Raw genomic sequence first — 18,793 nt, forward strand, 5'->3', positions numbered from 1 at the left:
ATTCAGTAAGGATTTTCTCTGGAACAACGCCGCAATGAACAATATTGCTGTAATGTAAATGAATAAAACGCGTTAAACTACTTTGTAACGATATTCAGGAAGGACAACATGGACATCAACAATAAGGCCCGAATCCACTGGGCGTGTCGTCGAGGAATGCGCGAGCTCGATATTTCAATCATGCCGTTTTTTGAGTATGAGTACGACACACTGAGCGATGGCGATAAAGCGCTGTTTATTCGTCTTCTGGAATGCGACGACCCGGATTTGTTCAACTGGCTGATGAATCATGGCAAGCCAGCGGATGCGGAAATGCAACGGATGGTGCAACTTATTCAAACACGGAATCGGGAACGTGGTCCTGTGGCAATCTGATCTACGCGTCTCATGGCGCGCGCAATGGGTTTCTTTATTACTCCACGGGCTGGTGGCGGCTTTTATTTTGCTGATGCCCTGGCCGCTGAGCTTTACGCCGTTATGGCTGCTGTTACTGTCGCTGGTGGTATTCGACTGCGTGCGCAGCCAGCGGCGGATTAACGCCACTCAGGGAGAGATAAAACTGCTGATGGATTCTCGTCTGCGCTGGCAAAACCAGGAGTGGGACCTGCTGGGTACGCCCTGGGTGCTCAACAGCGGCATGATGCTGCGTCTGCGGCGGGTCGATGGGCGCAAGAAAGCGCACCTGTGGCTGGCGGCAGATAGCATGGATACGGGAGAGTGGCGGGATTTGCGCCGGACTATTTTGCAACAGCCAGCGCAACAGTAACGTCAAATCAGGAGAACTGTTCGGCCATTTCGCCGAGGATCTGTTCGCACCAGGTCTGCAGGCGCTCGTCGCTCAGGTCGTACTGATTCGTCTCATCCAGCGCGAGGCCGACAAACAGTTGGCCGTCCGCAATCACCGCTTTCGGGCTGGTAAACTCATATCCTTCCGTCGGCCAGTAGCCGATGAACTTCACCGATTTGCGGATAAGCTTGTCATGCAGCATGCCTAACGCATCGAGGAACCACTCGCCGTAGCCGAGCTGGTCGCCCATGCCGTACATCGCGACAATTTTGCCGTCCAGATTCAGGTTATCCAGCTGTTCCCAGATGGCTTCCCAGTCTTCCTGAATCTCACCAAAATCCCAGGTCGGAATACCGAGGATCAGAACGTCGTACTGCTCCATCAGCGAAGGAGAATCATCCTTCAGATTGTGCAACGTCACCAGCTCTGCGCCGATAATGTCGCGGATCTTCTCCGCTGCCATTTCGGTATAACAGGTACTGGAACCGTAAAAGAGGCCAATTTTCATCGCGAAAACTCTCAGTGCTTGCTATGACTTTGCGCTAGTGTATCAGAAAGGCATCGCCTTAAGGCATAATGAGCCGGACTGCACCCACAGGAGGCTACGTGGAAAAGGATCTCGCGCAAATCGAACAGTTTCTCGATGCGCTATGGCTGGAGAAAAACCTCGCTGAGAATACCCTTAGCGCCTATCGTCGTGATTTAACGATGGTTGTAGAATGGATGCACAAAAACAGCCTGACGAGCGAAACGGTGCAACGTTCGGACCTGCAGTCTTTGCTGGCTGAGCGGGTCGAAGGCGGTTACAAAGCCACCAGTTCAGCCCGTCTGTTAAGCGCCATGCGTCGCTTCTTTCAGCATCTGTATCGGGAAAAGCTGCGCCCGGACGATCCCAGTGCGCAGCTGGCATCCCCGAAGCTTCCGCAGCGGTTGCCCAAAGATCTGAGCGAAGCGCAGGTCGATCGCCTGCTCCAGGCGCCGCTGGTGGATGTTCCGCTGGAACTGCGCGACAAAGCGATGCTCGAAGTGCTTTATGCCACCGGGCTTCGCGTTACCGAACTGGTCGGGCTGACGATGAGTGATATCAGCCTGCGTCAGGGTGTGGTGCGAGTTATCGGTAAAGGCAATAAAGAACGGCTGGTTCCGCTTGGCGAAGAGGCGGTGTACTGGCTGGAAAACTACCTTGAGCACGGTCGCCCGTGGCTGCTCAACGGCGTGTCTATCGACGTGCTGTTTCCCAGCCAACGCGCCCAGCAGATGACGCGCCAGACATTCTGGCATCGAATAAAACACTACGCCGTGCTGGCGGGCATCGATAGCGCAAAACTGTCACCGCACGTACTGCGTCATGCGTTTGCCACGCATCTGCTCAACCACGGCGCGGATTTACGCGTGGTGCAGATGCTGCTTGGGCACAGCGATCTCTCGACAACACAGATTTATACGCACGTCGCCACGGAGCGACTGCGACAACTTCATCAACAGCATCACCCACGGGCGTGAGCTGCAAACGAAAGAGACAGGAAAGTTTATGAAAAAAGGTTTAGCGATGTTCTCCCTGCTGGCAGCAGCACTGTGCGGTACTGCTCACGCTGACGATGCGGCCGTTCAGCAGTCGCTGGCAAAGCTTGGCGTGCAGAGCACGGATATTCAGTCTTCGCCAGTTGCGGGCATGAAAACCGTGCTGACGAACAGCGGCGTGCTGTATGTGACCGAAGACGGCAAGCACATTATTCAGGGCCCGATGTACGACGTCAGCGGCGCACAGCCTGTGAACGTGACCAATCAGTTGCTGATGGGCAAACTGAACGCGCTGCAAAAAGAGATGATTGTCTACAAAGCCGCGCAGGAAAAACATGTGATTACTGTGTTCACGGACATCACCTGCGGCTACTGCCACAAATTGCATGAAGAGATGAAAGACTACAACGCGCTGGGGATCACCGTGCGTTACCTGGCCTTCCCGCGTCAGGGCGTGCAGAGCCAGGCTGAGCAGGACATGAAATCCATCTGGTGTGCGAAAGATCGCAACAAAGCCTTTGATGATGCGATGAATGGCAAAGGCGTCCAGGCGGCGAGCTGCGATATTAATATCGCGAATCACTACGCACTGGGCGTGCAGTTTGGCGTGAACGGCACCCCGGCCATCGTGCTGAATGACGGCTACGTAGTGCCAGGCTATCAGGGTCCGAAGGAAATGAAAGCCTTCCTCGATGAGCATACAAAACAGACCAGCGGTAAATAATCGGCGTGAAACAGCAGATACAACTTCGTCGCCGGGAAGTGGACAGCTCGGCGCAGCTGCCGGCCGATCTCCCGCCTTTGCTCCAGCGGCTGTACGCCAGCCGTGGGGTTCTGAGTGCAGCCGATCTCGAACGTAGCGTCAAAGGCATGCTGCCGTGGCAGCAGCTTTCCGGCGTTGATAAAGCTGTTGAGATGCTCTACGACGCGTTTCGTGAAGGGCTGCGGATTGTCGTGGTCGGTGATTTTGATGCCGATGGCGCAACCAGCACCGCGCTGAGCGTGCTGGGCCTGCGCCAGCTGGGCTGCAGCAATGTTACCTATCTGGTGCCGAACCGTTTTGAAGACGGTTATGGCTTAAGCCCGGAAGTGGTGGATCAGGCTCATGCCCGCGGCGCGCAGATGATCATGACCGTCGATAACGGTATTTCTTCGCACTCCGGCGTCGACCGTGCGCATGCGCTGGGAATCCCCGTACTGGTTACCGATCACCACCTGCCTGGCGATACGCTGCCTGCGGCAGAGGCCATCATTAACCCGAATCTGCGAGATTGTGATTTCCCATCGAAATCATTGGCCGGTGTTGGCGTCGCGTTTTATTTGATGCTGGCGCTGCGCACCCATTTACGCGATCGCGGCTGGTTTGAGGCGCAGGGCATTGCGGTGCCTAACCTCGCAGAACTGCTCGATTTGGTGGCGCTGGGCACCGTCGCGGATGTGGTTCCGCTCGATGCTAACAACCGCATTCTGACGTGGCAGGGGCTGAGCCGGATCCGCGCCGGAAAATGCCGTCCGGGCATTAAAGCCCTGTTGGAAGTCTCTAATCGCGACGCGCAAAAACTGGCGGCCAGCGATCTCGGTTTTGCGCTCGGCCCGCGCCTGAATGCGGCAGGGCGTCTGGACGATATGTCCGTCGGCGTTGCGCTGTTGCTCAGTGACAATATTGGCGAGGCGCGCCAGCTCGCGAATGAACTCGATGCGCTGAACCAGACGCGAAAAGAAATCGAGCAGGGGATGCAGGCCGAAGCGCTAACGCTGTGCGAGAAACTTGAGCGCAGCAGCGAAGCGCTGCCCGGCGGTCTCGCCATGTACCATCCTGAATGGCATCAGGGCGTAGTCGGCATTCTGGCTTCACGTATCAAAGAGCGTTTCCATCGCCCGGTGATTGCCTTTGCGCCTGCGGGCGACGGCACGCTGAAAGGCTCCGGTCGCTCGATTCAGGGTCTGCACATGCGTGATGCCCTGGAGCGTCTCGATACGCTGTATCCTGGCATGATGATCAAGTTCGGCGGCCACGCGATGGCGGCGGGTTTGTCGCTGGAAGAGGCGCGCTTTGACGAGTTCCAGCAGCGTTTCGGCGAACTGGTGACCGAATGGTTAGACCCGGCGCTGTTACAGGGTGAAGTGGTATCCGATGGCCCATTGGCGGCAGCGGATATGACCATGGAAATCGCACAGATGCTGCGTGACGCGGGCCCGTGGGGGCAGATGTTCCCGGAACCGTTGTTCGATGGGCGTTTTCGACTGCTGCAACAGCGGCTGGTGGGCGAGCGTCACCTGAAGGTGATGGTCGAACCGGTTGGCGGTGGCCCACTGCTCGACGGTATTGCGTTTAACGTGGATACCGCCTGCTGGCCGGATAACGGCGTGCGCGAAGTGGAACTGGCCTACAAGCTGGATATTAACGAGTTTCGCGGCAACCGCAGCCTGCAACTGATCATCGACAATATCTGGCCAATTTAGCGTCAGTATTTCCTATAAAAAAGAGCGGAGATCCGTTAAAATCCCGCTCTTATCACCGCATTTTTACAAGCCCAGAAAAGATAATCGACCATGTTTGAAATTAATCCGGTAAAAAATCGCATTCAAGACCTCACGGAGCGTTCAGACGTTCTTCGGGGGTATCTTTGACTATGATGCCAAGAAAGAGCGTCTGGAAGAAGTAAACGCCGAGCTGGAACAGCCGGACGTGTGGAACGAACCCGATCGCGCACAAGCGCTGGGTAAAGAGCGTTCTTCACTGGAAGCTATCGTTGAAACCCTGGACCAGATGTCGCAGGGTCTGGAAGACGTTTCCGGCCTGCTGGAATTGGCTGTTGAAGCCGATGACGAAGAAACCTTCAATGAAGCCGTCGCTGAGCTCGACGTGCTGGAAGACAAGCTGGCGCAGCTGGAATTCCGCCGCATGTTCTCCGGTGAGTACGACAAAGCAGATTGCTATCTCGATATTCAGGCGGGTTCTGGCGGCACCGAAGCGCAGGACTGGGCCAGCATGCTGACGCGTATGTATCTGCGTTGGGCAGAAGCGCGCGGCTTTAAAACCGAAATTATCGAAGAGTCTGAAGGCGAAGTGGCGGGTATCAAATCTGTCACCATCCGTATTCAGGGCGAATACGCCTTCGGCTGGTTACGTACCGAAACTGGCGTGCATCGCCTGGTGCGTAAGAGCCCGTTTGACTCCGGCGGCCGTCGTCATACCTCGTTCAGTTCCGCCTTCGTCTACCCGGAAGTGGATGATGATATCGATATCGATATCAATCCAGCCGATCTGCGTATCGACGTATACCGCGCCTCTGGTGCGGGTGGTCAGCACGTTAACCGTACAGAATCTGCGGTACGTATTACCCACCTTCCAACCAATACCGTTACTCAGTGCCAGAACGACCGTTCGCAGCATAAGAACAAAGATCAGGCCATGAAGCAGATGAAAGCTAAGCTGTACGAGCTGGAAATGCAGAAGAAAAATGCTGAGAAGCAGGCGGCGGAAGATAACAAGTCGGACATCGGCTGGGGCAGCCAGATTCGTTCATACGTACTGGACGATTCCCGTATCAAGGACCTGCGTACCGGGGTTGAAACCCGCAATACCCAGGCGGTACTGGACGGCAGCCTCGACCAATTTATCGAAGCAAGTTTGAAAGCAGGGTTATGAGGAATCAATATGTCTGAACAACAAGCACAGGGCGCTGACGAAGTCGTCGATCTTAATAACGAACTGAAATCTCGTCGTGATAAGTTGGTTGCGCTGCGTGAGCAGGGCATCGCTTTCCCGAACGATTTCCGTCGCGATCATACCTCCGACCAGCTGCACGCCGAATTCGGCACCAAAGAAAATGAAGAGCTGGAAGCGCTGAACGTTGAAGTCACCGTTGCTGGCCGCATGATGACCCGTCGTATCATGGGTAAAGCGTCGTTTGTGACGTTGCAGGACGTTGGCGGCCGTATTCAGCTGTACGTTGCCCGTGACGATCTGCCGGAAGGCGTATACAACGAACAGTTCAAGAAATGGGACCTGGGCGATATCCTCGGCGCAAAAGGTAAGCTGTTCAGAACCAAGACCGGTGAGCTGTCCATTCATTGCACCGAACTGCGTCTGCTGACCAAAGCCCTGCGCCCACTGCCGGATAAATTCCACGGTCTGCAGGATCAGGAAGCGCGCTACCGTCAGCGTTATCTGGACCTCATCGCCAACGATACGTCTCGCAACACCTTTAAAGTCCGTTCCCAGATTATGGCGGGTATCCGTCAGTTCATGGTTGGCCGTGACTTTATGGAAGTTGAAACTCCAATGATGCAGGTGATCCCGGGTGGCGCCTCCGCACGTCCGTTCATCACCCATCACAATGCCCTCGACCTTGACATGTACCTGCGTATCGCGCCGGAACTGTACCTGAAGCGTCTGGTCGTGGGTGGCTTCGAACGCGTGTTCGAAATCAACCGTAACTTCCGTAATGAAGGCGTCTCCGTTCGTCATAACCCAGAGTTCACCATGATGGAACTCTATATGGCGTATGCAGATTACAAAGACCTGATCGAGCTGACCGAATCCCTGTTCCGTACTCTGGCGCAGGATATTCTTGGCAAAACTGAAGTGCCTTATGGCGATCAGACCTTCGACTTTGGTAAGCCGTTCGTGAAGCTGACCATGCGCGAAGCGATCAAAAAATACCGTCCAGAAACCAACATGGCTGACCTGGATAATTTCGACGCGGCGAAAGCTATCGCGGCTGAAATCGGTATTAAGGTTGAGAAGAGCTGGGGTCTGGGCCGTACCGTGACCGAGATCTTCGAAGAAGTGGCGGAAGCGCACCTGATTCAGCCAACCTTCATCACTGAATACCCGGCAGAAGTGTCTCCGCTGGCGCGTCGTAATGATGATAACCCGGAAATTACCGACCGCTTTGAATTCTTCATCGGTGGCCGTGAAATCGGCAACGGCTTTAGCGAGCTGAACGATGCAGAAGATCAGGCACAGCGTTTCCAGGACCAGGTTGATGCGAAAGCAGCCGGTGATGACGAAGCGATGTTCTTCGATGAAGACTACGTTACCGCTCTGGAACACGGTCTGCCGCCAACGGCGGGTCTGGGCATTGGTATCGACCGTATGGTTATGCTGTTCACCAACAGCCACACCATCCGTGACGTGATCCTGTTCCCGGCAATGCGTCCGACTAAATAAGTCGAACATGACCGGAGACGTCATGGTCTCCGGTGTAAAAAAAGCCCGGTTTGCTTGCGCAACCGGGTTTTTTTTATGCTTTGCGCGTTACACGGCGCGGGCAAACTGGAAGAGCGCGTCCCGAGCCGGAGTGTGGGCAAATTGCCGTCCCATCCACGGACTGAACAGGAACGGAGCGGCTTCGATAGCCTGGCGTAAATCATTCAGGCTCAGCCAGCGATACTCCATCACTTCATCACTGTTGAGCATTAGCTCGTTAGTCATCCGAGCGGCAAACACCGGACACACCTCATGCTCAACGATGCCGGAGCTGTCGATTTCCCGGTAGCGGAACGTCGGATAGACGGGTGTGATGTCCTTAACCTCGGCGCCCACTTCATAGCGGCAGCGTCGAATAAGCGCCTCTTCTGCGGTTTCATTGAGTTGGGGATGCCCGCAGACCGAACTCGTCCAGACGCCTGGCCAGGCTTTTTTGCTGAGCGCACGCCGGGTTAGCAGCAGCTCACCTTTTGCGTTGAACAACCAGCAGGAAAAAGCCAGATGCAGCGGCGTGGCGGTATTATGGGCGGCATACTTCTCCTGGGTGCCAATAGCTGCTCCTTGCTCATCGAGTAAAATGACGTGCTCTTGCCTGCTCATCGCTTCTCCGGACACAATATCTCAGTCAGATGACCGGGCTTTATTATACGACAATCTTTCTCAGGCTGAATGCCCAGGGTGCTAAAGGGAATGGGTTTCGGACGGGATGGCTATTTTTGCCAAAGGGTCGTTCATCAAAAAACATCCTAAACATTGGCATACGAGCCATGACTGGTATCATATGCCATCCATTTTTTCGACACCGAGGATTCGCTTTGAGAGCAGGACGCCTGATGAAACACCCATTACGCCTTTTTCTGTGCCTGTTTATCGGACTGATTCTGGCTGGCTGTTCCGGCAGTAAATCAGGCTCCGACGGCAGTTACAGCGGCTCCGTGTACACCGTAAAACGCGGCGATACGCTGTCAAAAATCTCTCGTATGACCGGCACCAGCGTCAGCAGCCTCGCGCGCATGAATGGCATTTCACCGCCGTATACCATCGAAATAGGGCAGCGACTGAAGGTGAGCGGCAGCTCGGGATCGAAAAAATCATCCCACAGCCGGACGGCAAAAGTGACCCCATCTTCCGCCGTGCCGCAGTCTTCCTGGCCACCGGTAGGGCAACGCTGCTGGCGCTGGCCGACCACCGGCAAAGTGGTGATGCGCTATTCCACCGCTGATGGCGGCAATAAAGGGATTGATATCGCCGGTTCGCGCGGCCAGCCGATTTACGCATCCGGCGCGGGCAAAGTGGTATACGTCGGGAATCAGCTGCGCGGGTATGGCAATCTGATCATGATTAAGCACAATGATGATTACATCACCGCGTATGCGCACAACGACAAAATGATGGTCAACAACGGACAGTCGGTGAAAATCGGCCAGCAGATTGCCACCATGGGCAACAGCGATGCCGATTCTGTGAAGCTGCATTTCCAGATTCGCTACCGCGCCACCGCTATCGATCCGCTGCGTTATTTGCCGCCGCAGGGCAGCAAACCGAAATGCTAAGCGGTTATTTTATCGCCACTTAATTGCAGAAAGGCTTGTCAGTGAAGGCGTTAAGTCTATAATGCCTTCACCCCTTTTACGGGCGCGTCTTTCGCGGGTGTAGTTCAATGGTAGAACGGTAGCTTCCCAAGCTGCATACGAGGGTTCGATTCCCTTCACCCGCTCCAGTTTCACTTCTTTTAACGCCTCCCAAAGTCTACAAATCCAGTATCTGTGAGCCTTCCCGCATATTTTAGTGTGTTTTATGGTCTGCCGGGGTCTACCGGAATCTGGCACTTGAGTTCTCTAATCTTCAGGTATTTTGTGAAAACTGCAATTCAGGATAATCAATTACTGATGAAACGGATTGGCGGTAGGATATAGAGAAACGCGCCACAGTCGCTGTACGCGCGTTTTAGAATGAGTCAGTGAATGTCAAAACTCCCGCGAGACTGTCAAATAACCATTATGGCGGACTGAACATTCATCATCGTTCAGCAGTGCAGAGGCGATGAAAATATCCTGCTTGCCGTCTGTGCTGGTGTATGTGTAACGCGCTGTCAGATTCATAACATGATCATTATAATAAATGCCGTAATAGTCGCTCTCCGATAATCCGTTACCGGCTGCGCTATCCGTCTTCGCCAACTGCCGTGCAAACACGTCAGAAACAGGCGTAATGCTCAATACTTCCACCGTGGTTTTTCCACGGGCAACGGTAGCAGGAGTAATAATCAGGTCCCTTGTAAAGGCAGAGAAAAGCCCCTGCTCAATGAAGCGCCCAGGTGTTGCGCACTCACTACCGGGTTCAGCGGCGAATGCCAATGCAGGTGAAAATGCCAGGGACAGCAGAACCGCCCGGTTCATCGCACGACCTCAAGTTCAGAGCCTGTATCGTTTTTTACTAACAGACGCGTAGAAGAACTCATGATAATGCACCCTTCTGATGCGAATCCCGCAACACCAACACGCTTATCTCCATGCATACGGAATGTTTTCATATCACGTTCATACGCATTGCCGCTGATGTGTTTTAACGTAATGGTAAGCGGGCCTTTGCTGGTGCCGGAGTGCCCGATTTTCCATATGCCGCGCGGGATTGGCCCCATTCCGCGAACGTTCTCACGGTCTGGGTTATTTTTATTCGTCAGCGAACCTGAATAGCCGGTTTCAATTAACTTGCCATCGCGATAAAGTTCGCCGGTGCTTTGCTTATATAACCATTTAGCCATTTGTGATCTCCTTATGCGGTTTTGCGTTCTTTCCATCTGTCGGCGTGCTGTATGTTTCCATCCACATAATTCCATATGATTTTTTCATAACGCAGTCCTACATGTTCTATGTGTCCGTGTTTTTCAAAATCAGGATCTTTTGTATCGAACATTACCGGCACGACGTGGCAAACCTTTACGTTCTCTAGCTGTACGTTGAAATATTCTTGTTCGTAGCCGTTATCATTAATTCTGTAAAACCTGAACTCGGCCTTCTTTAAGGTGCGCCCCGTGGTTAATGCGCGATACAGGAGCGGGGAAGATGCATCAATCTCTTTTTCAAAGGTGTATGCTTCATGCTGGCGCGTTCCGGTGACAGCCCCGGTCATATCGTCAGTGGGGATAAATACATCATGCTGCATTCCCACCAGTTCAATACTTCCCTCTCTCCCTGTAACGTCTACTCCGCCCTTTAATAACTTTCCTTCTTCCTCGTAAAGCCAAAGATAAACCGGTATAGCCATTATGAAACTCCATTTCTTTGAATTAACTGAATAAAAATACTCCTCTAAACAGTGATTATTTGTAATCATTAATGTTCATCAATTAACAAAAATACACCCAAGATATTAATGAATAACAATAATTGAGCCAGTGATTGCAATTCTTGCCACTCGCTACGCCTGAAGTGTTAAACCAGAGCTGGTCATTTGATTTCATGCATGATGCTCTGATTTGTGGTCGTCGTTTTAGAACGTTCAATTGTAAGTATCCCTGCAAAACGAATCATTCACTTTTAGAGATCTTCCGACATACTGATTTTGTCACCTGTGGAGATCGCTATGCGTAAGATCCGATTCACCGAGCACCAGACAAACCGATTAAAAATGGCGTTCCGGCCTATGTCATTGAGTCATACGTTGCGCAACAGCATAGTTCATCAGCTGGGCTCAATGAGTGTGGAGTACGCTTTCACACGCCAGGGCCAGTGATAATAGAAAATGTTCATCTCGTGTTTTCGCCATAATCTCCATGCCAACGGGTAAACCATTTTTTACCATACCGCAGGGCAATGTTAGGGCAGGCAAACCGCTAATGGCTGCCAACTCGGGAGCACTGCCTGGAGGCATTTTTTCAAGGCTTATGGGTTGACGGTTAACGGTGGGGTAAACAAAGGCATCAATACGATCCGCTTCTGCCGCATGGTTAATAGCCTGATATAAACTGCGCTGAAAGCGACGACCGTTAAGCCACTGTGGCGTTTTCAGGTGTTTCGTCTTTAGCATTTGTTCCAACAAGGGATAGAACTCGGCCAGGCATTCGCCGGAGGACATCAATGCCTGGAGAGTGGAGGGGCCGTTTTGCTGAAGCGCGAGCCAGCCATTTATAGCCACCTGAAACTCATAGAGGCTTAGACAATCCTGAGATTTTACTTCTGCCAAAATGGGCAGGTCTAATTCAATCAGCGTTGCGCCAGCCATCCGAAGTTTGTCCAGGGCAAGATGCCATACCGCACGCTGAGCCGTATCTTCGCCTTCCAGCGCGCTAATCACTCCCAAACGAACTGATTTTAGAGAAAGAGTTTCAGGCTCAACGGGTTGCTCGCCGTGCATAATGGCGTGTAAAAGTGCCGCATCTCTCACGCAATGGACCATCGGACCGACGGTATCTTTACTCAAGGAGAGCGGGGCCACTCCCTCCAGCATAGTTCGCCGATATGCGGGTCGTAATCCCACCAGGCCAGTATAACTACAGGGAATGCGAATCGAACCGCCGGTATCTGTACCCAGCGCACCGTCAGCCATCCCAGCCGCGACGGCAGCGGCGCAACCGCCGCTCGATCCTCCCGCAGTCACCGATGGTTGTAAGGGGTTGCGCACATCCCCACCCAGAGAACTGCGGGAGCGAATGTCAAAAGCAAACTCAGACATATTCGCTCTGGCGAGAATGATTGCCCCCGCGGCCCGCAGACGCTGAATAACCGGTGCGTCGGATACCGCTCTTAATGACGTGAGTCCCTTGCAGCCAAGGGTTATCGGCCACGACGCGCAGGCAATATTATCCTTCACGATCACCGGTACACCCTGGAGCGATCCGGTAAGCGAGCCTCTGCGCCGTAGCTGATGGTATTGTTCAGCTATCGCCATCGCATCGGGATTAACGCCAAGAATGGCATTAAGGTGTTGATGATCGGCAATCGCCTGAAGTCGTCGGGCTACCTCTTCACGACAGTCGAGAGGGGGAATAAGTCTCATTGCATGCATAAGGGAGTCCTGACGAAAAAAATCGGCAGGCCCTTCAGCCTGCCTCTGATACCTGCTTAATCGCGCATGCCTGCCGTAATGGCATCAATATCCTGCGGATGCAGGCGGATCTCAGCAGCTCGACGGTGACCCTGCATGCCCTCGGTGCGGCTTTGACGAATGGCCGGTTCCGCGATCGTCGGGATTCCCTCCGCATCAATCCATTGATGGGTGCAGATTTTGACATAAGCTCCGACCCACAGTCCGCCCGTATAACGCGCCGCCGCCATTGTTGGCAGGGTGTGGTTCGTGCCGCAGCATTTATCCGAGAAGACAACGCTGGCATTCTGCCCAATAAACAGCGAACCATAATTGCGGATTTTCGCCGCAGTAGCGTGCGGATCGCGGGTGTGAACCTGCAAATGTTCAGTTGCTATATAGTCGGCAAAACTGATCAGTTGTTCTTCCGTGTCGCAGACAACGATCTCCCCCTGGCGTCGCCATGCTTCTCCCGCCGTCGCCGAGGTGGGTAAGTTGCCCAATTGACGCTCAATTTCCGCAAGGGTACGGGTAGCAATATCCTGACTTGTGGTAGCCAGACCGACACGGGTATGAATGTCATGTTCCGCCTGCGCCAGCAGATCGGCAGCCAGAATACGAGGATCGGCGCTTTCATCCGCTACGGTAAAGATCTCGCTCGGTCCAGCCAGTGCATCGATACCCACTTTACCAAAGACCTGACGCTTAGCCTCGTTCACCCAGGCGTTGCCAGGGCCAACGATTTTATCAACCGCCGGAATACTGTCTGTACCCCACGCCATGGCGGCGATGGCCTGTGCCCCGCCGACTTTAAAAATGCGGTGCGCCCCCGCCAGGTGGCAAACGGCGATCATCGCCGGGTGAGCGCCAGGTGGCAGGCAGGCGATAATCTGCTCGCAGCCGGCAACGGTGGCGGGAACAATCGACATCACTGGCGCGGAAAGGATAGGGTAGCGGCCTCCCGGCACATAGCAGCCCACAGTGTGTATCGGAATGATGCGATGCCCAAGGTGCACACCCGGAAGCGTCTCCACTTCCAAAGGCAATATGGTGGCCAGTTGGGCTTGGGCGAAGCGGCGCACCTGCGAAATGGCAAATTCGCTGTCACGGCGGGTCTGTGGATCTATTGCGGCCAGCGCCTGTTCAATTTCCTCGGCAGAGACTTCAAACTGTTCCGGTACCACCTTGTCAAACTTCTCTGAATAGTCCCGCAAAGCCGCGTCACCATCCTGTTTGACGCGGGCAATAATGGAACCGACAGTATCGGTCACAGAGCGTTCGGCGTTCTCATCCTGGCCTTGTGGGCGCTTGATCCAGCGCACCTGATTCACGATTGTTGCAGCAGACATCATGCGTTCTCCATCTGACCCAGTTTGATTTGTGCCAGCAAGGCCAGGTGATCGTAAACCACCCACTCGTCGACAATTTTACCGTTTACAATGTGATAATGTGACATCCCCATCACGAACAGACGCTCCCCGGTCGGCTTGCCCAGCTCGCCATAGCCGAGGTGATGGCCTTCCATGATCCAGCGGATCGCCACTTTGACGCCGCCCTCATCGCAAGGGTTAGAGCAAATGTGCTGTGGCAGCCACGCGCCGTCAGGAATCATGCCAATCAGCGCCAGCGTCTGATGTGTTACTGACGCCACGCCGTACAGTTCTTTCATCAGCGGGCCGTGGTACTGCACGTTAGGCGCGTACACTTCTTTGATTTTTCCCAGCATCCGACGATTATAAATTTCATGCATCCAACGCAGACACTGCTCTTCAGTATCGGTATGGGCGATGGAGACATCACACGCCACCTCAGGCGGATATTGGCCAAGCATGCGGCCGTTTTCACCGATATCGGTGACGCGGAAGCCCTTATCAAATTGCTCTTTCGCCATGTTCCAGGCGATTTCATCGGTATTCAGCCCCAGCTGTTTCATCATCGCCATGTTGTCACTGACTACCCACTCGCGATAAATCTTGTTCTCGTGGATCATGCAGTCTGCCACGGTGCGGGTGACGAAGGTGCGATTGGTAGGTTGGCCAAGATGGCTGAACTGTGTATGGCGCCCTGTGCCGGTCACCAGATGAGAGGTATAGAACCCGTCGACATCATTGCCGTTCCAGATAACCTGGGTCGCCATGCCACGTCGCTCGGGGAAGGCGACCAGCCGTTTCAACGTGTCCTGCACGACCTCTTCACGGGTATACAGCGTGCCTAATGCGTTATATAGCACGCAGTTGTGCGTATAGTGGGTGTAAATTAAACCGACATCGCGTTCATCCCATATTTTATGGGTGCAGCGAACGATATAGTCGACAATATCCGTATAGCACTCGTCAAAGCCGCGCAATGATTGAGCCCGCGGGCGTTTCTCCGGCACTAAATCGATAAAGTCACGGCGTTCAATCTGTAATACCGGTTCGTCACGCTGAATTTTATTGCTGTTTTTTTCGGGTACTGCTGGAGCTTTATTGGTTGCTTCAGTTGAAGACATAGGACCTCCTGCATTGATGTTCAGATAGATTCAGACAATACGATCCCGCACTCATAAAAAATGAATGAGAGGAAAACGCCGCAATATTTATTTTGCGGCTGAGAGTGAGGCTAGCGTTATTTCATGTTTATTGACTGACGATTTGCGACCAAATAGCTAATTCATCAATCCCTAAATATTCTCGAATAATTAATCCATCACGTAATTCAATTTGGCTAATGCCAGTAATTGAAATCGGTTTACGGGTCGGTGCGCCAAATTTTCCGAATCCGTCATGCCAGGTTAATAATGACCAGCGCATGGAAATGCGCACCGGTTCATTGGCATCTTTGCGCACAATCAGATGGTGCAGTTGAGTTTCGCTGTCGGCAAACGAAGCGCGATAGCCTGCCAGTAAAGCGCTGATTTCAGCTTCGCCGATGCCGACACAGTGACCCGGTGCGAACAACGTTGCCGCCGGATGATATAACCCGGGAACCGTGCCACTGTTGCCCCCAGCCCACATGGTCAGATAGCGCTCGATAACGCCCGCGATCGGGCCATCAACGTCATCACCTTCTGGCCCACCGGCCCAGCGGGCATCAAGAACTTCCGCCGTCGTGTTCTCCAGCCCCAGTTGCTCCCGCGCGCAGCTCAGGCTTAGGGCAAATTCGCGCATATCCAGACCGAGCTGAGCGACGATGGCGGTGCGATCCTGCAACAGCCACTCCTGGCGCACCGCGCCATCGGCACAAATGCGATCTGCCCAAGTACGTACCCATATACTCTTGCCAGTGGGTGCGCCGAAGAAACCTTCCCCCTGATGGCGTATCGATGCCATCGTGCGCTGGGAGGCATAGAATTCCCCGCCAGGGGATTCGGTGCAGAGAATGTCTTCTGTCAGCACGCTGCGCTGGGGGAAGCTGTACATCGCCTCCAGCGTGTGGCGCATAAACTGTGACAGGTCGGTTAGCTGTTTTTCCGGCGTGATAAATACCACCGGCGTACCGTAGAAATCGGCCAACTGGCCGATATCTTTTTGCTCCCAAACGACGTGCGTCAGCGTCAGAATAAACTGCTGGATAGAGTCGAACTGGGGGCTGAAACCAGGCAATCTGCTCATTTAACCTCCTGAGGCTGAAAAAGGGATACACCCTCTTTTTCGATGACGCCGTTGCGCGGTCGTCGGGTAGAGTGGCGTACGACCAGAATGCCCGGGACTATAATTTGCTCCGGCTCGATGGTGCCGCTCTCAATTTGCTTCATCAACAGCTCGACGGCGGCGTCAACCATCTCCTGAACCGGCTGGGAAACTGACGTCAGCGCGTAGGAGGGCCAGCCGGACGGACCGGTATCATCATAGCCAATCACCGACAGCGTCTCGGGAATGTGCAGTCCGAATTCATAGCGGGCGACATCCATTACCGTGAGTGCCATGTGGTCGTTGGCGACGAAAATGGCGTCTGGCACGGGTCCCGTCGAAAAAAGACTGTAGGCAGCGCGGATGGTCTGCTGGGTCTCGTAATCGCCGTTGACCACTCGGACATCGTCAATTCCATGTTCATGCAGCGCCGCAAGGTACCCGCGTTGGCGGGCGATATTCACCGAGGAATCTGCCACACCGCCGACATAGGCGTAGCGTTGGTGTTCAGCGGCGACAAAAAATTCGGCAATCTGCCGCGCCGCAGCCTCGTTGTTGCTGTTCACGCTGGAGGCCATCCCGCTTTCTTCGCTGCGGTTGAACAGCACGACCGGGATGCCAGCCGCCAGACATTCCTCCGACAGATCCAGCGACAGGGACACCGATGCCAGCACGATGCCATCGACGCGATACTGCATGATCTGATCGAAAATTCGGTCCACGTTGCCGTCTCTGTCACCGACAAAAAGCAGCAGGTGATAATTCAGGGTATCCAGCTTACGCGCCAGCGTTTCGAGGACCTGCGGATAGAACTGGTTTTCGAAATAAGACACCACCACGCCGATGATGCGCGACCGGGCGGTATTGAGCGAGCGGGCGATCGCATTCGGGCGATAGCCAAGCTCCCGTGCAGCTTTAAGCACTTTTTCACGTGTCGCTGGGGAGATGCTTGCCCCGGGCGTGAAGCTTCGTGATACCGCGGACTGCGATACACCCGCTAGTTGCGCCACCTGCTGCGAAGTGACCGCTGCAAAACTCTTACGTTTCATGACCCCAGTTCCTTATTTTTGCTCTTCCCGCCGCCGTTTGCCTCAGGGGTAAACCCGCTTTGGCCCGTTGAGAAAGGAGGGCGTTTTTTATACTTACACTATCTTTGCATGCGTATGCAATAGGATAAATTAATTTTCTAACAATGATAGCTGCGTCACTTTACAAAATTGAAACCTTTTCGTAACTTGAAATCTTGAATACGTATTCATCGAAATATTCATGCCGTCAACGATACCGGGCAAAGGGAAGAACAACCAGAGGGACAGAGCCGGTAAATGCCGTACTTGACTGGTTCTAACCCATTTATTCTCAGAGGTTCACAACCATGTTTCGAGCACTGTTGCGCCGACCTGAAGCCCGGCTCTTTTTCGTTATCAGTATTCTTTTTTTCATCTGTATCCACAGCATTGACGCGTTTCTCGCACCGATGATGCTGGAGCAGGGCATCGAACCTCAGGTGATGGGCGTCATCATGGGGGCCAGTGGACTGGCTACCCTGCTGATTCGCTTCCCGTTGGGGATCATCTCCGATGTGGCAAAAAGCCGCAAAATATTCATTCAAATCAGCCTGCTATTACCGATTTTTACCTGGCCTTTAGCGTGGCTGGATCCTGGCCCGGTCACACTCTATCTGGCAAAGGCAGCGGATGGCGTCACCGCCGCCACGTGGGTGCTCTATAACATCTTGTTTATCCGCTACTTTGATCGTAAAGAGGCCCCGGCAGCGGTGGCGCTGCTGGCGCTGGCAGGGCCAGTAGGGGTATTTATCGGTAACTGCATCGGCGGCTTACTGATTCACTATTTTGATAACAACATCGCATTTTTACTCTCCTGCGGGGCCGGATTGCTGGCGCTGTTGCTGACCACCCGAATCAACGACGTGCACGATCCGTTGCAGGCTCCCACTTTGCAGGCCTGTATCGCCGGGGCGCGAAAACAGCTCGGGGACCGTTCCGTGTGGATGATCGGCCTGTTGGCCACCATTGTTATCCTGGTGCCATTCGCCACCCGCGATACCCTGACCCCAATCTACGCCGAAAAGCTTGGCGCCCGAGCGGGGATCCTGTCCCTGCTGAGTAATATCCATCTGATTTTCTACGCGCTTGCCATCGCGCTGTGCAGCACGGTTTTCTATCGCCGTTTCGGGGTGATGAAAACGGCCGTTGCCGGAATCGTATTACAGATATTCTCCACGCTTGGGATCCCGTTTACCGACAATATGTACCTCATCTATGCCTTGCAAGCATTGGCGGGTTTCTCCTTCGGCATGGCCTTTGCCGCCTTTATGTCACTTAGCGTGGTCAATACCTCCACGGATGAACAGTCCACCCGAATGGGGCTTTTCCAGACCATCTATTCGCTCGGAATGTTTATTGGCCCGGTGATCATGGGCGTAATGCTGCAACATATTAATCTGTCATCCGGCTATATTTTTATTGCCGTACTTTCGATTGTTGCCGCCGTTATGACACCTCTCTCCGTGCGATGGGTGAATAACCGACAGGTTAAGACCGTATCTGATTTATCCACGAACGGGAAACTCGCTCCCGCCCGCGATAGATAATTTTTTATAACGCATTC

Annotated in this window: 19 protein-coding genes and 1 tRNA gene; 10 read left to right on the forward strand and 10 right to left on the reverse strand. The window is 53.7% G+C overall.

Annotated features, from left to right (window positions below):
- The first annotated feature begins 108 nt into the window (after window positions 1-108).
- Window positions 109-375: an FAD assembly factor SdhE gene (sdhE, locus tag A8O29_RS04515; protein ID WP_110511985.1), complete on the forward strand. Its 267-nt coding sequence runs from the start codon at window positions 109-111 to the stop codon at window positions 373-375.
- Window positions 356-766: a protein YgfX gene (locus A8O29_RS04520; RefSeq protein ID WP_125352809.1), complete on the forward strand. Its 411-nt coding sequence runs from the start codon at window positions 356-358 to the stop codon at window positions 764-766. The genes sdhE and A8O29_RS04520 overlap by 20 nt, the downstream gene beginning before the upstream one ends.
- 7 nt (window positions 767-773) lie before the next feature.
- Here A8O29_RS04520 and fldB read toward each other — a convergent pair whose 3' ends face one another.
- Window positions 774-1,295 (reverse strand): flavodoxin FldB, encoded by a 522-nt coding sequence (gene fldB, locus A8O29_RS04525; RefSeq protein ID WP_125352807.1) that lies wholly within the window; start codon window positions 1,293-1,295, stop codon window positions 774-776.
- A 98-nt stretch (window positions 1,296-1,393) separates the two neighbouring features.
- Between fldB and xerD the strand changes: the two genes are divergently transcribed.
- The 5 genes from xerD to lysS all read left to right on the forward strand — a co-directional run bounded on the left by xerD (window position 1,394) and on the right by lysS (window position 7,487).
- Entirely contained in the window at window positions 1,394-2,290 is an 897-nt protein-coding gene (xerD, locus tag A8O29_RS04530) for a site-specific tyrosine recombinase XerD (protein ID WP_125352805.1), read from the forward strand.
- A gap of 28 nt (window positions 2,291-2,318) precedes the next feature.
- The gene (dsbC, locus tag A8O29_RS04535) at window positions 2,319-3,032 is read left to right on the forward strand and encodes a bifunctional protein-disulfide isomerase/oxidoreductase DsbC (protein ID WP_125352803.1); all 714 of its coding nucleotides are present in this window, start codon (window positions 2,319-2,321) and stop codon (window positions 3,030-3,032) included.
- A gap of 5 nt (window positions 3,033-3,037) precedes the next feature.
- Window positions 3,038-4,771 carry a single-stranded-DNA-specific exonuclease RecJ gene (recJ, locus tag A8O29_RS04540; RefSeq protein ID WP_125352801.1) on the forward strand — a complete coding sequence of 578 codons (1,734 nt, stop codon included), beginning with the start codon at window positions 3,038-3,040 and terminating at the stop codon, window positions 4,769-4,771.
- 90 nt (window positions 4,772-4,861) lie between these two features.
- A protein-coding gene (gene prfB, locus A8O29_RS04545) for a peptide chain release factor 2 (RefSeq protein WP_125352799.1) occupies window positions 4,862-5,960 on the forward strand; the annotation gives its coding sequence in 2 pieces (ribosomal slippage) (window positions 4,862-4,936 and window positions 4,938-5,960; 1,098 coding nt in all).
- Between the two features lie 9 nt (window positions 5,961-5,969).
- A complete protein-coding gene (lysS, locus tag A8O29_RS04550; protein WP_125352797.1) occupies window positions 5,970-7,487 on the forward strand; it encodes a lysine--tRNA ligase in 1,518 nt (505 codons plus the stop codon).
- Between the two features lie 87 nt (window positions 7,488-7,574).
- Here lysS and idi read toward each other — a convergent pair whose 3' ends face one another.
- The gene (idi, locus tag A8O29_RS04555; protein ID WP_125354883.1) at window positions 7,575-8,126 is read right to left on the reverse strand and encodes an isopentenyl-diphosphate Delta-isomerase; all 552 of its coding nucleotides are present in this window, start codon (window positions 8,124-8,126) and stop codon (window positions 7,575-7,577) included.
- 215 nt (window positions 8,127-8,341) lie between these two features.
- On the opposite strand from idi, the gene actS reads away from it, so the two are divergent.
- Both actS and A8O29_RS04565 read left to right on the forward strand, forming a co-directional pair.
- Entirely contained in the window at window positions 8,342-9,079 is a 738-nt protein-coding gene (gene actS / locus A8O29_RS04560) for an amidase activator ActS (protein WP_125354884.1), read from the forward strand.
- Window positions 9,080-9,172: 93 nt separating this feature from the next.
- A tRNA-Gly gene (locus tag A8O29_RS04565) sits at window positions 9,173-9,246 on the forward strand.
- 247 nt (window positions 9,247-9,493) lie between these two features.
- Here A8O29_RS04565 and A8O29_RS04570 read toward each other — a convergent pair.
- The 8 genes from A8O29_RS04570 to A8O29_RS04605 form a co-directional block, all read right to left on the reverse strand.
- Window positions 9,494-9,925, reverse strand: a complete 432-nt coding sequence (locus A8O29_RS04570) for a Shiga toxin A subunit (protein WP_246316640.1) — start codon at window positions 9,923-9,925, stop codon at window positions 9,494-9,496.
- Window positions 9,922-10,290 (reverse strand): tlde1 domain-containing protein, encoded by a 369-nt coding sequence (locus A8O29_RS04575; RefSeq protein WP_125354885.1) that lies wholly within the window; start codon window positions 10,288-10,290, stop codon window positions 9,922-9,924. The genes A8O29_RS04570 and A8O29_RS04575 overlap by 4 nt, the downstream gene beginning before the upstream one ends.
- A gap of 11 nt (window positions 10,291-10,301) precedes the next feature.
- Window positions 10,302-10,793 carry a type VI secretion system tube protein TssD gene (tssD, locus tag A8O29_RS04580; protein ID WP_125354886.1) on the reverse strand — a complete coding sequence of 164 codons (492 nt, stop codon included), beginning with the start codon at window positions 10,791-10,793 and terminating at the stop codon, window positions 10,302-10,304.
- 426 nt (window positions 10,794-11,219) lie between these two features.
- Window positions 11,220-12,533: an amidase gene (locus tag A8O29_RS04585; RefSeq protein WP_125354888.1), complete on the reverse strand. Its 1,314-nt coding sequence runs from the start codon at window positions 12,531-12,533 to the stop codon at window positions 11,220-11,222.
- A 56-nt stretch (window positions 12,534-12,589) separates the two neighbouring features.
- Window positions 12,590-13,900, reverse strand: coding sequence for a histidinol dehydrogenase (gene hisD / locus A8O29_RS04590; protein ID WP_168713880.1), 1,311 nt, complete (start codon window positions 13,898-13,900; stop codon window positions 12,590-12,592).
- Window positions 13,900-15,042: a nuclear transport factor 2 family protein gene (locus tag A8O29_RS04595; RefSeq protein WP_110511491.1), complete on the reverse strand. Its 1,143-nt coding sequence runs from the start codon at window positions 15,040-15,042 to the stop codon at window positions 13,900-13,902. The genes hisD and A8O29_RS04595 overlap by 1 nt, the downstream gene beginning before the upstream one ends.
- Window positions 15,043-15,169: 127 nt before the next feature.
- On the reverse strand, window positions 15,170-16,144 hold the full coding sequence (locus A8O29_RS04600) for a nuclear transport factor 2 family protein (protein WP_125354889.1): 975 nt from the start codon (window positions 16,142-16,144) through the stop codon (window positions 15,170-15,172).
- Window positions 16,141-17,211, reverse strand: a complete 1,071-nt coding sequence (locus tag A8O29_RS04605) for a LacI family DNA-binding transcriptional regulator (RefSeq protein WP_110511489.1) — start codon at window positions 17,209-17,211, stop codon at window positions 16,141-16,143. Before A8O29_RS04605 ends, A8O29_RS04600 begins: the two co-directional genes overlap by 4 nt.
- A gap of 326 nt (window positions 17,212-17,537) precedes the next feature.
- On the opposite strand from A8O29_RS04605, the gene A8O29_RS04610 reads away from it, so the two are divergent.
- A complete protein-coding gene (locus tag A8O29_RS04610; RefSeq protein WP_125354890.1) occupies window positions 17,538-18,776 on the forward strand; it encodes an MFS transporter in 1,239 nt (412 codons plus the stop codon).
- The last annotated feature ends 17 nt before the right edge of the window (window positions 18,777-18,793 follow it).

It is taken from the genome of Scandinavium goeteborgense (genome assembly GCF_003935895.2).
In the GTDB taxonomy this organism is placed as follows: Bacteria; Pseudomonadota; Gammaproteobacteria; order Enterobacterales; family Enterobacteriaceae; genus Scandinavium; species Scandinavium goeteborgense.

Excerpts from the sequence above, each read along its gene's own strand:
- sdhE (WP_110511985.1), top strand. The coding sequence starts at position 109 with ATGGACATCAACAATAAGGCCCGAATCCACTGGGCGTGTCGTCGAGGA.
- fldB (WP_125352807.1), bottom strand. The coding sequence starts at position 1,295 with ATGAAAATTGGCCTCTTTTACGGTTCCAGTACCTGTTATACCGAAATG.
- dsbC (WP_125352803.1), top strand. The coding sequence starts at position 2,319 with ATGAAAAAAGGTTTAGCGATGTTCTCCCTGCTGGCAGCAGCACTGTGC.
- lysS (WP_125352797.1), top strand. The coding sequence starts at position 5,970 with ATGTCTGAACAACAAGCACAGGGCGCTGACGAAGTCGTCGATCTTAAT.
- idi (WP_125354883.1), bottom strand. The coding sequence starts at position 8,126 with ATGAGCAGGCAAGAGCACGTCATTTTACTCGATGAGCAAGGAGCAGCT.
- A8O29_RS04570 (WP_246316640.1), bottom strand. The coding sequence starts at position 9,925 with ATGAACCGGGCGGTTCTGCTGTCCCTGGCATTTTCACCTGCATTGGCA.
- A8O29_RS04575 (WP_125354885.1), bottom strand. The coding sequence starts at position 10,290 with ATGGCTAAATGGTTATATAAGCAAAGCACCGGCGAACTTTATCGCGAT.
- tssD (WP_125354886.1), bottom strand. The coding sequence starts at position 10,793 with ATGGCTATACCGGTTTATCTTTGGCTTTACGAGGAAGAAGGAAAGTTA.
- A8O29_RS04585 (WP_125354888.1), bottom strand. The coding sequence starts at position 12,533 with ATGCATGCAATGAGACTTATTCCCCCTCTCGACTGTCGTGAAGAGGTA.
- hisD (WP_168713880.1), bottom strand. The coding sequence starts at position 13,900 with ATGTCTGCTGCAACAATCGTGAATCAGGTGCGCTGGATCAAGCGCCCA.
- A8O29_RS04595 (WP_110511491.1), bottom strand. The coding sequence starts at position 15,042 with ATGTCTTCAACTGAAGCAACCAATAAAGCTCCAGCAGTACCCGAAAAA.
- A8O29_RS04600 (WP_125354889.1), bottom strand. The coding sequence starts at position 16,144 with ATGAGCAGATTGCCTGGTTTCAGCCCCCAGTTCGACTCTATCCAGCAG.
- A8O29_RS04605 (WP_110511489.1), bottom strand. The coding sequence starts at position 17,211 with ATGAAACGTAAGAGTTTTGCAGCGGTCACTTCGCAGCAGGTGGCGCAA.
- A8O29_RS04610 (WP_125354890.1), top strand. The coding sequence starts at position 17,538 with ATGTTTCGAGCACTGTTGCGCCGACCTGAAGCCCGGCTCTTTTTCGTT.